We start from the raw sequence: 13250 nt of genomic DNA on the forward strand, positions 1-13250 counted from the left end.
TTCAATTCTTTGAGGTTTTTTTGTTTTATAAAATTGATTAGATTTAGTTTAAAATTAACTCTATGGATTTGCATTCGGGATTACCGTACTGGATTGTGAAAAATCAACTATTTAATTATTATCATCCACTGAATGAAAATTTTAAAACAGAAGTCGCAGTGATCGGTTCGGGTATCACGGGATCATTGGTTGCGCACGAATTATGCGAAGCCGGGATTCAGTGTGCTGTTTTGGATAAAAGGACGATTTCAACCGGAAGTACGGCGGCCAGTACAGCACAACTCCAATATGAAATCGATGTTCCGCTTTGTGAAATGAAAGAAATAGTAGGAGAAGAAATTGCGGCAAAAGCATATCAGGCCAGTTTGCTTTCGATTAAAGATTTGGAAAAGGTATTAAAAAAGACAAAAGTTGATGCCGATTTTAAAAAGGTTTCGAGCATTTGGCTTGCGTCCTATAAAAAGGATTTGAAATTGTTGGAATCCGAATTTGAAATTAGAAAAAAACATGGATTACAAGTTGATTTCTTATCGGAATCCCAATTGGAAGCAAAACATGCCATACTTGGGTGGGGCGCTTTAAAAAACACGCAAGCGGCGCAAATGGATGCATATACAGCAGCTACCGGATTGTTGAAGCATCATTTGGACAAAAAGGAGTTAAAATTGTTTACCCATACCGAAATAATAAATTGGAAAGAAATCAGAAATGGCTATGAACTTTTAACTGAATCAGGAAAAAAAATACGATGTAAATATGTGGTCGTTGCGGCGGGATTTGAGGCTGGACCTTTTTTGCCTAAAAAGGTAATGAAGCTGCAAAGTACGTATGCATTGGTTTCCAATCCTGTATCTGAAAAGGAATTATGGCCGGAACGCAGTTTGATTTGGGAAACAAAAGATCCCTATTTTTATATGCGGACGACGTCTGATAACCGGATGATGATAGGGGGAGAGGATGAAGATTTTCAAAATCCAGTGAAACGGGATGATTTGCTACGGGAGAAGGTAAAAAAGCTGGAAAAACAATTCAAAAAGATATATCCTGAGATTCCCTTTGAAGTCGATATGGCCTGGTGCGGAACATTTAGTTCAACCAAAGACGGTTTACCTTATATAGGCACTTGGCCAGGAAAAGAACGTATGTTTTTTGCTTTGGGTTATGGTGGAAATGGAATCACTTTTAGTATGATTGCCGCACAGGTTATTGCCAACCAACTTAGCGGTAAAAAGGATGAAAGACAGAAAATATTTGGGTTTAAGCGAAATACTTAAAGCTTCAGCATATCCGCTTTTTTCCGTACGCGTTCGATGTCGGTTTTGAGTTGTTCCAATTTTTCCAAATTGTTTTGCATGGGAATAATTTCCTTGTATTTTTCAATTGATTCTTCAAATCTTCCGGTGTATTCCAGCATATAAGCCCATTCTGTCCACAACGAAATCTTATTGATTCCCACCACATTTTTGGCTTTTTGGATATGTGCTTCTGCTTCTTCACCGCGTAATTCTGTGTTTAATAAATACAGATAATTGATATAAGGAGCCGGATAATCCGGTGTGAATTCCATCGCTTGTTTGTATAATTCTTCCGCTTCGCGGTACCGTTTTTCTTTGGTTTCGTAAATCCATCCAATATGATTATATGCTTTTCCAAATCGGGGTTCTTCTTCAATCAGACTAAACAAAAGCGCTTTGGCTTCTTCCAATTCGTTGTCGGCAATCAACTGGTCTGCATAGCGGAATTTCCCTTCCAATTCTTCAATTTTTTCGTTCATTTGGTTTTATTTTGAGGTAAAAATAAGAATATTTCGATTCCAAAAAATGGAAATAAATAAAATCCCTGTCAAATTAGAAACAGGGATTTCAGAGTACAAATTATTTGAGTTAAGAAATTTTAATTGGCATCGATGATGTCGCCTGAACCACCGGAAGTGACGTTTACCTTGGACGGATTTCCTTTGTAATAAATATCACCAGAACCGCCTATGGCACCCGTTAAATCACCATTGGCGGTAATTTTCACATTTCCGGAACCTGAAATACCGATATCGGCATTTTTGGTTTTTAAATCATAGCCACCGATGTCCCCTGAACCTGAAATTCCGGCTTTAAAAGTGGTTGAATTTCCTTCTAAATTTATATTTCCAGATCCGGACAATGCAGAGGTTATGTTTCTAGCCGATACTTTTGCATCGATATCTCCGGAACCGCTTAAGGCTACCGTAAAATCCTCTACGGTTTGGGTTCCGTGTGCTATAATCGTCCCGGAACCGGAAAGCCCGATGGATCTCAGATTTTTGGCTTGAAATGTTATAGTCACTTTCCCTGGATTTGTAAAGAAATTATATCCTTGTTTTTGCCGTAAAACCAAGGTGTTTCCTTCCAATTCAATTTCGATTTTATCCAACACATTGGAATCTCCCTCCAATTTTATTTTTCCGTTTTGAGGTCCTTCATTGATAATTACATCAAAAGCTCCGGCAGATTCTACTTCATTAAAATTGGAATTGATAGTCCGATTTTCCGTGATACGATTTCCGTTTCCTCTCACAGTTTCCTGCGCACAGGAAAAAAGAGATAAACTAAAAATTGTGATGATACAGAATGTTTTCATAGTATTAAATTTTTTATTGTTATCTGATTTTTGCGCTGCCATAATTCATGTTGATGAGAACTTCTGCAGCTCCATTTCCGGCTTTTCCTTCGTAAGATTTCACAACCGATTTTTCGATTTGTTTGCTCATGTTCACATGAGAAGGAAAATCAAGGCCTCCGTATTTGAAATTACCGGTAATTGTATAACCTGCTCCGGAATCAATTCCGATAGAAACATCGGAATAATCTGCCCCAATGGATATTTTATTAAATCCCTTTTTTACCTGATTGATCGCAATAGAACCATAGCTTCCGGAATACACAAAACTTTTGTGTATCGTGCCTATTTTTACATTGGAATAATCGGTGACACTTGAAACCGAACCCCCATTTTCTATAAAAAGATTCCCATAGTCCATATTGGCTACCAAATCACTGATTTCGCTTATGTTTACGTCGCTGTAATCTGCATTGAGATTGATGACTTCCGACTTCCCTAAATTGATTTTGCTATAATCCATGGTTACATTGGCCGATTTTACGAAATCGATCTGAGCTGATGTAACATAATCCAAATCCAAGGTATTCAACGGATTTTCCAATTTCCCAAAATTCATGTTTCCATAACTCAAATTGATAGCGGAACTTCCTTTTAATGCGTCTAATGAGATATTCCCGTATTTATTGGTAATATCGATCGAATTGGATTTGGGTAGTTTCACGAAATAGTGAATGGTGATATTTGTATTGTTTGAATTCTTTATGCTTTTTATGATTGTTTCTGCAGACACCAAATTAGAATTGGCATTAAATTCTACGGTGATTCCGTTGATTCGTTCTCGGACTTTTTCGGCATTTTTACCGTCTACTTTGATTTCGATATGGAATTCAATTTGGTTTTTATCCCAAGTGGTCAGGTTGACATTTCCATATTTATTGTTGATGCGTAACTCAGCGTTAGAGTTGACAGAAAAAGTCTTGTCGATCACTTTTGATTCGAGAACCATAGGGTTTTCTGAAGCCGACGCAAAAAAAGGGTTGAAGAAAATCCCTAACAGGAGTAGATTAAAATAAGGTTTCATTGCTGTTCTTTTTAAATTCTTGTAAACTATTCATTTGAGTTAAAACTTGTTCTAGAACTTCCACCTGCAGTTGTAAATTCATCAGAACAGATTTCATCACTTGCGGATTCCCACCGCTTTCTTTTAAATCGATCAATAATCGGTTGTAGTCTTTTTGAAGCAGATCCAATTTGGACAAAGAAGTGTTAACTAATTCTTGATTTTCAGTCGTTTGCATGGATTTGATTTGTTTGACGTTCATTTCTACCAAATAGCTCAATTGGTTTTCGGCTTCGCCTAATTCGGGCGAATAAGAAGCGAGTGTGGTCGTGTTGTCTGTCAAAGGTTCTGTTCTAAATTCTGTCCAGAAATAAACCGATAACATCATCAAAGGAATCATCACCGCTGCAACTTTCCAATAGTTGAAATTTCGCTTTTCCACCTTAGGTGTTTGTTGGTTTAATTTAGCCAAAAATCTTTTTTCATGACCGGAAGGAAGACTGAATTCTTCTATGATTTGGTCTTTGTTTTCTTCAAATATTTTTTTCCATTTATCTTCCATCATTACTTTAATTTAATAGCGTAATTAATTTATTTTTAGCTCTATTCAGTAAAACTCTTGAATTATCATAACTCACATCCAGTATCTCCGAAATCTCTTCATAATCGTATCCTTCGAGATAATAAAGTGAAAGGATGATCCTATAATTTTCCGGTAAATCGTTCATGGCTTTTTTCACCGTTTCTATTTTTTCAAACAAATCGATTTCTTCCAATTCCTCTAAAATTGACAAATTTTCCGTGTTTTCTGTTTTTTGGTACATTTTGTCTTTTTTCAGATAATCAAGTGATTTGTTGATCACGATTTTCTTTAGCCAAGCACCAAAACTTACTTCTGCTTTAAATTCATCCAATTTTTCAAAAGCTGCCAGAAATGCATCTTGCATGGCTTCCTCAGCTCGCATCTCGTCTTTGATGATGTTTCGACTCACCTGATACATCGCCTGCGCATATTTTTTGTACAATGTCATTTGGGCATTTTGATCGCCTTTTTGACATAGTTTGAGCAATTGATTTTCAGTATGGAGTTGAAAGAGTTTCAATTTGTTTTAAACGTTTTCTGTACTAAAGACGAAAGGTATTTCATTCTTGTTACAGTTTTGGAGAAATTTTTGAATAAAAAAGTTTAAATTCGTTAATCATAAAATTTGTTAATATGAAATTTTCTATTACCACAACGCTTTTCACGGTTATGCTGATTTTTATATTTTCATGCGAAGCCAATAAAAACAATTCGGAAACGACACAAACTACAACTGAAAATTCAGAGGTTTGGACAGAAGGAATAACGACCATTACGGGAACAATTTCAAAAGTTACGCAAGAAAAAGATGGACAAACAATTCTGTTATCTAACAATAAAGGAATCGAATATACCGCCGTGATCAGCATCCCAAATTTGGGAGAAAATGCCAATCAATACCGAAAATTTGAGGTAGGTGAGACCGTTGGGTTCAAAGGAAATCTAATTGAAAACCAACGAATGGTAGTACGTGAAGTGTTGGAAATGAAATAAATCCATTTTTTCATCTAATGATTAACCAACCATGGCTTCCTGCAACTGCTCCAAATACCGTGATCAAACTTATATTTAACAATACCCAATGAGCTCTATGGATGAATTTGAAAGTTTTTTCAGGATTTTCTGCCGCGTATTTTTTAAAGAGTCTGTGTAAAATGAACGGTTCTAGGATGAATAGTATGATGCTGAAAATAAACCAAACCAATGTCATGGCATGCACCCACCAATATCGATAATCGAGGTATCTTTCCCAGGCATTTAATTCATGAAGCATATAAAATCCGGTAATACCGGTCAATAGAGTTGCCAATTTAGCTTGAAAAGAAAATCGACCTTCTATTTGTTCGAATGTTTTGATTTGTTCCTCTTTTGATTTTAATCTTTTGACCGATGGAATGATAACCGTCGTAACCATGGAAACACCGCCAATCCAAACGATAACGCCGATGACATGCAAAACACGAGCTAATGTTGTAGTATCCATGTTTGAATATTAAAGTTCGACTTCAATTTCTTCCAAATGGAATTGAAGTTTAAATCGAAAATTTCTTTTTATATCTTTCAAATCCCTCCATCAAATTCTCTTCGATTGATTTCGGCATTCTTCGTGTAGCTTCAAATTCTGAAGTGCTCAAAGAAGGGAAATCGGTACGTGAAGGAATGATTTCAATCGAATTCACCAACATATCGATTTCGATTTCATATTGGCGATAAGCAACCGAATGAAAGGTATCATTGTTATAAACCGGAACTTCGCGCTGTTCTATCAGAAATCCGGCATCTGCTTCCGAATCTACAAAATGACAAGTAACGCCCAATGGTTGTTGGTTATGAATCGCCCATTTGAGCGAATCCAAACCGCGAACTTTTGGCAACCATCCGGGATGAGAATTGATGAGTTTATGGTTTTCAACCAATTCGTCGGGCAATAATCCTGCTCCTGCAATCAACACAAAGTCCGATTGATTTTGATTCAAATAAGCATGGATTTCATCTGCTTTTATTTCCTTAAATCGAAAGTGTAGACGTTCACATAAAATTTCCGGCATGATATCAATCGCCTTTGATGGACGATGCGCAAAAATCGGTTTAAACGGATTTTCGCGATGAACAAACGGCAAAGCCAAAACACTGACATTTCGATAGCCTTTTGCTTTTAATTGAAAAAGTACATCTTGGGTTTTACGATGTGGTGTATTGTATGAAATCACCACGATTTCGGGTTGGTTCATCCGTGTAAAATATATTTTTTATGATAATCCACTAAATTATCGATAGGTTTTCTGACGATGTGTCCAACTTCCAAATGATAGTTAGCCGCAACCGCACGGATGATGTCTTCATAATAATGGGCAACTGAGCCGATGAAATTGATTTCAGAAAATCTAGCTTCTCGGTTAGGTAGAACCTGATTTTCAAAGAAATCGGCCATGGAAGTATAAATCAGGTTTTGAATAAAAGGTTCGTCTTTGTTCTCGTGAACGAACTTACTAAACGAAGCCAAATAAGCATTGGCCAATGGTTTTTGGTACACATTGATATTCAAAACACTGATGGTCAAATGATAGGTTTCATGGAATTTTTTTGCCAAATGTTTGGGCATTTTTTTGGAGAAATAAGCGTGTAACAGCTTTTTCCCCATGTGGTTTCCACTGCCTTCATCTCCGAGGATGTAGGCGAGAGAAGGCGTTGCTTCTTTGACTTCTTTTCCGTCAAAATAACAAGCATTGGAACCGGTTCCCAAAATACAAACAATCGCCGGAGTTCCTCTATAAACGGCATAACAAGCAGCCAATAGATCATGATCCACCTTTAATTCCGCATGTTTGAAATAATTCCGAAATCCATTTTTTACGGTTTCTTTTAAAAAATCAGCAGAACATCCTGCTCCATAAAAATAAACTTGGGTGATTTTATCAGAAATGACTTTTAATTCTTCATTTTTCATCATTTCAGCTTCAATCGCCGGAGCATCTATGTGATATGGATTGAATCCGATAGTGTTGGTGCGGAAATCTTCAGTCAAATCATTATTTAAAATTACCCAATCCGTTTTGGTAGAGCCACTATCTGCTATTGCTATCATTCAAATCCTTTTTAATTATTTATAACTTTTTTGTTTTACTTCGATGCAAGTTTATGAAAAAAAGTTTCAATATAAAATTCAAACAATCAAATTAAAGATATTTTTCATCAAGAAATTATTCTTCGATTTTGATGCTAATTCCTCTTAATGTAGACCAACCTTGCGCATCTGTCAACTGAATCATAAAATGATAATCTCCAGTTTCTATATCGCTGGGAATTTGAATTGGCATCGTCGCTACATAATCAGATTTATTAACGGGAATTTCTCCTTGGATGATTTCCGTCCATGGATGGGTAGGCGTTTTGATTGGGTCCATTTCACAATCTCCCGTTTCCGTGTCATGTGAATGTTGGTCAAAATTATTGTGAATGTTAATGCTATAAGCTCCAAGCGCTACATTGTCTGTAAATCGAGCTTTAAATTGGATGATATCTCCACGTTGGTATGTAGAACAACTTAAGGGAGCAGCATCACTCATGTTCATCTCGATAATAGGCTTTTGGGTGTCATTTGAAGCAGTATCATCATCTCCGCTACAGGAAAATAAGAAGAATCCAAAGCTTGCTAAAATTGTAATTGTATTTAAAATTTTCATTTTTATTTAATTTAATAGTTGAAACAAAGATAGGAAAGGCCGCACATACAGATGTGCGGCCTGTATCATTTAATTGGTAATGATCAATTCAGATTCTGAAGTAAACGAATTTCCTTCATCATCTGTAATGGTCAAATGTAAATGGTATTCGCCAGCTGGCTGATCTGCCGGGATGTCCACATGCTCATGAAAGTCTGCGTTTGTTTGGCCGTTGTAATTGGAAAAAGAATGAACGATTTCCGCTACGTTTGGGTCAGCTTCATTATGAATTTCTAATTCGATTCCGGCAATTGCATGAACAGAAGTAATCCCTGCATCAAGATGCAGATCAGATCCTGCAGCAACCTGACCGCTATTTCCCTCACCAACTTCGTGGAAAACAACTTGAATGTTATCCGTAGCAGCCAAAATGATCAAATCAGCCTCAGCTGTTTCGCTGTTTCCGTTTGCATCAATTACTGTCAGATGCAAATGGTATCCGCCAGCCGGATAATCCGCAGGAATTTCAATGTGTTGATGAAAATTTGCATTGATTTGACCATTGTAATCGCTAAATTCTTGCGTGATTTCCGGAATACTTGCATCCGTTTCATTGTGAATTTCCACGATCACATTGGCGATTCTTGCAGAAGCCATAATTTCCGCATCCAAATGCACATCAGATCCTGCAACTGCTTCACCTGAATTGGCAGTGCCAACTTCTGTCAATTGGATTTGAATGGTGTCATTTGGCGCATCATCATCATTGTTACAAGAAGTTGTGAAAATTAATGCACCCAAAGTTACCGCAAAAGCGGATTTAAAAAATATATTTTTCATTTTAAAAATTTAAGTTTAATTATTTGATTTAAAATTAGTTAAGTAATTTTATTTAAATCAAATATTGGAGGCGCTCTTCCTTGAAAATGCGTTATGAATTTATGGAGAACTATTGCTTTTCGCTCGGCTAATTTTTGATTGTTAAACCATTCTGATTTCCCTAAATCCAATAGAAAAATGATGTCATCTGTAGTAGGGAAAAAGTGAAAATTGCAAATCTGACAATCAGATTTTACTATTTCTGTTGAATTTGAATTGGTGTCAAATTGGCTATGATGAAAGTGTCCGATTTCAACCAAATGAGGGGCTGAAATCAACACAAGGAAAAGTAAAACACCGAATTTTTGTAATATGTTTTGCTTCTTCTTCATTTCCTATTTGATTTCAAACGGAATTTTTAACGACAAAACAAAGTTCCTTCCCGGTTCCGGCACACCGATTAATCGGTAAAAGTTCGTATGGTTATAGTTTTCCGAATCCAATAAATTCTGGATTTGAAAATTGAGTTGTAATAACGTTTTTCCCCAATTCAATTCTGTTCCAAATGATAAATTTATGAGTTGATAGCCGGAAGTTTTTACTTCCGGAGGGACGATTTCATTTTGATCGGCAACTATTTTATAGTCAATCATCGCAAAAGATTTCTTGAAAAAATCATTGAAATCCTTTTCATATTTCAAACTAAATAAAACCGAGGCAGGAGGGGAGAAAGGAAGTGTGAAACCCTTTTTTGCGCTGGATTGCTGTTCAGAATACACATATTCGCCTAGAATTTCACCGTTTAGGTTTTTAAAAATTTGATAATTGATGTTGATTTCGCCGCCATATCGCAATACTTCAGCTTCAGCATATTCATAAATCTGGTTACCTGCGCCGTAGTCATAATCATAGTTAGGTGTTGGATTAAGATAGATATAATTGGTGAAATAATTAAAAAAAGGATTAATGTCAACCGAAATTTTAGGACGAGAAAAAGTTAGTCCTAAATCCAATTGGTAAGCCTGTTCAGGCGATAAATCAGGATTTCCCAATTCATAACTGAAATAATGGTAATTTACGCCATTTGATGCCAATTCTTTTGCAAGCGGCATCCTGAAACTTTTACCGGCATTTAACCTGAAATTCCAGTTTTTTAAGTTGTAATTTGCACCAATCGCCCATGTAAGATTTTCAAAAGAACGATCTAAATCTGTTGATCTTTGCAAATATTCTGGATTTCCATTGACCGGTGTCGTAAACCAGTCAAAATATTCTTCCGTTTTAATTTTCCCATAATCATACCTAAGACCGAGATGAACCAAAAATTTCTTCCCAAATTTGATTTGATCAAAAGCAAACAAACCGAGGTTATATTGTTCAAAATCAGGAATTAAAAATCCCCAACCGCCGATTTGATTCTGTTGAAATTCCGAATTTATTCCGATGGTCAATTCGTGATTTGAAAATTTCAATTCGTCTTTGACATTAAAGGAATAGGTGCTTTTATTGAATTGTCTTTCAAGGTTTTGATCGATATTTAGATCTGATGGATAAACCGATGGCATATAGCCGTGGCTGATGTAAAATCCGTATTCGTTTCTGTAATTATTTTGAAATCCGATGTTCAATTCCAATTGATTGGAGGAATTTATTTTCCATTTGGTCTGGTTGATGAGTTTAAAATGATTGACGTTTTGGTATGGAAAATCGATGTCCCGATCAGATTCATCGTATAAATCAGAATTTACATTTCTAGGCTCCAAACCATGTGCATTGGCAAATAATCCGTTTTTTGAATAGAGATTGCTGAAATGAAAAATAGAAATAAAATCCTTGGACAAATATCCGGTGGAAAGATGAAAATTCAATTCCCTACCGGCGGTATTTCTGAGTTTATTCTCGTGTAATTCAGCATTGTACGAATAAATTTGAATTTGATCCACCGGAACTTTATAATCTGCATAATCCAAATAAGTGGTTCTGAAATCATAGAAAAAATGATCAATTCGGTTGTAGAATTGAGCTGAAGTTCCCAGTAAATTATTGTTGGATTTTGCGATGAGATTGATTTCTCCTCCGCTTGAATATTTCTCAGGAGGATGGTTTCTTTCGATCTGAATGATCCCGCCGATGGCGTCTGATCCATACAGCAAAGAAGCCGGACCTTTTAAAACTTTGACTTTTCCGATTGAAAATTGATCAATTTCCAGCCCATGGTCCGCTCCCCATTGTTGACCTTCGTGTTTTACGCCTTCTTCCGTAACGATGACGCGGTTAAATCCTAAACCGCGGATTTGTGGTTTGGACTGTCCTGAACCGATGGACATGGCGTTTACACCGGAAATTTTTTCTAAAGACTGCATCAAACTTCCGGAGAGATTCCTTTGGATAAATTCCTGATTGACGATTTCTAGGCTTTGGGAAGTTGATTTTTTTTCTAAATCATCCAAATTTCCAACCACCACCGATTCTTCCAACAACATGAACTTTTGTGTCAAAATGATGGTTTTTTGAAAGGAACCATTGACGATCGAAATATTTTCCGAATAATCCTCAAATTCGTCGTGGGAAACAAGAATTCTGAATTGTCCATTTTTTAGAGATGGAATGATAAACGCTCCATTTTCATCAGAGAAACTGGTTTGATTTCCGACTGTGACTTTGGCTTCTGAAACCGCTTCTCCAAATTCATCAATGATTTTACCTGAAATTGAATTTTGCGAATAGCCAATTGATAAATTAAATAAAATTAACGTTAGTAGGATCGACCCGCGCATATTAATAAATTGAATATTAGTAATTTAGGAATGAATGATTCCTGGTGAATTTTTCAAATTATCATGCGATAGGTGGTCCTCTTAGTGAATTGTTTAGGATTAATTCTTCTGTGAAAAATGTTTTGAATTCATCGTTTTTTGACAACGAATTCGTCTTGAAAACAACCGGAATTTCTAATTCTTCACCTTGGTATTCCAAAGTTGGCGCTAGCATGAAATCACATAACTCACAGTGGTTTTCCGTTGAGATATGTGCAAAATGTTCACAGTGGAAATCATGTTGGAATTTTTGTTGAAATTCAAGATGATGTGCGAAATGTTCAAGTTGGTGAATCGGTTGAAATAACAAGACATACAAAAATAAATTTGCAATTAAAAATCCAAATATTGGTTTTGTCTTGTTCATATCAGGAATGTGCAAAGGTAGGTTTAATCTTCGATATTTTTTAAATCTTTCAGATTTTTACCCAATCTCCTAAGGAAAATCCCATAAATGAGTCCATAATAAAGAGCGAAAAACAAAATGATCAAAACAGCGTTGATCAAAGCCATGATATATCCCACTTGATTGGCATTTTGATTCAATTGTTCTAAAGTTTGATCAGAATGATCTGAGGCGTTAATATAGGAGTTATAGCCCATTTCAATTAGGATTGGAGTAAAAATAACCACCGTAAAAAGCACCCAAATGATGATAAACCAAGTAACGGTTTTTCGGAATTTTAAAATAGTGGACATTAAACTTTGAACGGAAAGGGAAGAGGAAATGATTCGATAAAAATAAAACATTATGCCCATCAACATAATCGACCCCAAAAGACCTAAATGCGATAGATTTTCCATCCTTTTAAATACACCTTCACCCACCATTTTGATGGTATCATCCGAATAAAAATGCTGTCCTGAAAATATAGTCCAAAGTGAAATTCCCAAACCAAGAATTAACTCGATGATGGTGATGATGAATAACCATTGAACAGAATTGATAGATTTTCGGTGGATCATTTTGAAAATTTCATCCTTTCCATAACTTTTTTCTACAGGCTGATCTTTCCAAAGCGACTTCAGATCATCCAATTCATCATTTTTATGTGGATCTATTTCATTCATGCTGTAGCGGTCATCATTTCTTTTAATTTATCTTTAGCTCGGTTCATTTTCACTCGGGCATTTACCTCCGAAATCCCCAGAGTTTGGGCGATTTCTTTATAAGGTAAGTCTTCTAAATAAAGTAAAACCAAAGCTCTTTCTACGTCATTTAATTTTTTAATGGCTTTGTAGAGCAATTTCAATCTTTCTTCCTTTTCTTCATCGAACTCATGTGCTCTAACATCAAAAAAAGGTTGGCTATCGATAGAAGTCGTCGGAATATTTTTTTTCTTTTTTCGAATTAAGGTTATGGCCGTATTCAACCCAACCCGGTACATCCAAGTACTAAATTTTGCATCACCTTTAAAAGAATCAAATGATTTCCAAAGTTGAAGCACGATTTCTTGAAACAAATCTTCATGCGCCTCAGGACTATCGCAATATATACGACAGACTTTATGCACAATCCCCTGATTGTTTTCAATTAATTGAGTGAATTCAATTTCTTTGGATTTCAAATTTCTTGATTTATAAGTATGCAAAAATAACATAGATGTTACAATTGAGAAAAAAATAAAAAAAAGAAATTGAATAAAACGAAGAAACCCTCGCTCATAAAAGAACGAGGGTATTCCCCCTAACCAACTTAAACCTAATGAAAATAG

17 protein-coding genes are annotated in these 13250 nt (G+C 35.9%); 2 read left to right on the forward strand and 15 right to left on the reverse strand.

Features of this window, described 5'->3' with window-relative positions; translation table 11 throughout:
* Positions 1-62: 62 nt before the first annotated feature.
* Entirely contained in the window at positions 63-1274 is a 1212-nt protein-coding gene (locus tag HU137_RS08515) for an NAD(P)/FAD-dependent oxidoreductase (RefSeq protein ID WP_182043419.1), read from the forward strand.
* Here the strand turns inward: HU137_RS08515 and HU137_RS08520 are convergent.
* From HU137_RS08520 to HU137_RS08540, 5 genes are all read right to left on the reverse strand, one after another.
* Entirely contained in the window at positions 1271-1774 is a 504-nt protein-coding gene (locus HU137_RS08520) for a hypothetical protein (RefSeq protein ID WP_182043420.1), read from the reverse strand. The genes HU137_RS08515 and HU137_RS08520 overlap by 4 nt on opposite strands.
* Before the next feature lie 119 nt (positions 1775-1893).
* Positions 1894-2613, reverse strand: a complete 720-nt coding sequence (locus HU137_RS08525) for a head GIN domain-containing protein (protein ID WP_182043421.1) — start codon at positions 2611-2613, stop codon at positions 1894-1896.
* A gap of 19 nt (positions 2614-2632) precedes the next feature.
* Positions 2633-3676, reverse strand: a complete 1044-nt coding sequence (locus HU137_RS08530; protein ID WP_182043422.1) for a DUF4097 family beta strand repeat-containing protein — start codon at positions 3674-3676, stop codon at positions 2633-2635.
* Positions 3660-4217, reverse strand: a complete 558-nt coding sequence (locus HU137_RS08535) for a hypothetical protein (RefSeq protein WP_182043423.1) — start codon at positions 4215-4217, stop codon at positions 3660-3662. The genes HU137_RS08530 and HU137_RS08535 overlap by 17 nt, the downstream gene beginning before the upstream one ends.
* Positions 4218-4224: 7 nt before the next feature.
* On the reverse strand, positions 4225-4758 hold the full coding sequence (locus tag HU137_RS08540; RefSeq protein ID WP_182043424.1) for an RNA polymerase sigma factor: 534 nt from the start codon (positions 4756-4758) through the stop codon (positions 4225-4227).
* A 113-nt stretch (positions 4759-4871) separates the two neighbouring features.
* On the opposite strand from HU137_RS08540, the gene HU137_RS08545 reads away from it, so the two are divergent.
* Positions 4872-5231 carry a hypothetical protein gene (locus tag HU137_RS08545; RefSeq protein WP_182043425.1) on the forward strand — a complete coding sequence of 120 codons (360 nt, stop codon included), beginning with the start codon at positions 4872-4874 and terminating at the stop codon, positions 5229-5231.
* 10 nt (positions 5232-5241) lie between these two features.
* Here the strand turns inward: HU137_RS08545 and HU137_RS08550 are convergent, their stop codons facing one another.
* From HU137_RS08550 to HU137_RS08595, 10 genes are all read right to left on the reverse strand, one after another.
* Positions 5242-5721: a hypothetical protein gene (locus HU137_RS08550; RefSeq protein WP_182043426.1), complete on the reverse strand. Its 480-nt coding sequence runs from the start codon at positions 5719-5721 to the stop codon at positions 5242-5244.
* Positions 5722-5770: 49 nt separating this feature from the next.
* Positions 5771-6469: a formyltransferase family protein gene (locus tag HU137_RS08555; RefSeq protein ID WP_182043427.1), complete on the reverse strand. Its 699-nt coding sequence runs from the start codon at positions 6467-6469 to the stop codon at positions 5771-5773.
* Positions 6466-7323: an ATPase gene (locus HU137_RS08560; protein WP_182043428.1), complete on the reverse strand. Its 858-nt coding sequence runs from the start codon at positions 7321-7323 to the stop codon at positions 6466-6468. The genes HU137_RS08555 and HU137_RS08560 overlap by 4 nt, the downstream gene beginning before the upstream one ends.
* A 115-nt stretch (positions 7324-7438) precedes the next feature.
* Positions 7439-7921, reverse strand: a complete 483-nt coding sequence (locus tag HU137_RS08565) for a DUF4625 domain-containing protein (RefSeq protein WP_182043429.1) — start codon at positions 7919-7921, stop codon at positions 7439-7441.
* Between the two features lie 69 nt (positions 7922-7990).
* On the reverse strand, positions 7991-8740 hold the full coding sequence (locus HU137_RS08570) for a DUF4625 domain-containing protein (protein ID WP_182043430.1): 750 nt from the start codon (positions 8738-8740) through the stop codon (positions 7991-7993).
* A gap of 38 nt (positions 8741-8778) precedes the next feature.
* Entirely contained in the window at positions 8779-9111 is a 333-nt protein-coding gene (locus tag HU137_RS08575; protein ID WP_182043431.1) for a hypothetical protein, read from the reverse strand.
* Between the two features lie 3 nt (positions 9112-9114).
* Complete coding sequence (locus tag HU137_RS08580) at positions 9115-11496, reverse strand: TonB-dependent receptor (RefSeq protein WP_182043432.1); 2382 nt, start codon at positions 11494-11496, stop codon at positions 9115-9117.
* A gap of 61 nt (positions 11497-11557) precedes the next feature.
* The gene (locus tag HU137_RS08585; protein WP_182043433.1) at positions 11558-11902 is read right to left on the reverse strand and encodes a hypothetical protein; all 345 of its coding nucleotides are present in this window, start codon (positions 11900-11902) and stop codon (positions 11558-11560) included.
* A gap of 23 nt (positions 11903-11925) precedes the next feature.
* Entirely contained in the window at positions 11926-12606 is a 681-nt protein-coding gene (locus HU137_RS08590; protein ID WP_182043434.1) for a hypothetical protein, read from the reverse strand.
* Entirely contained in the window at positions 12603-13103 is a 501-nt protein-coding gene (locus tag HU137_RS08595; protein WP_394367604.1) for an RNA polymerase sigma factor, read from the reverse strand. Before HU137_RS08595 ends, HU137_RS08590 begins: the two co-directional genes overlap by 4 nt.
* Positions 13104-13250 lie beyond the last annotated feature (147 nt).

This window comes from Moheibacter lacus (genome assembly GCF_014042165.1).
Lineage (GTDB): Bacteria > Bacteroidota > Bacteroidia > Flavobacteriales > Weeksellaceae > Moheibacter > Moheibacter lacus.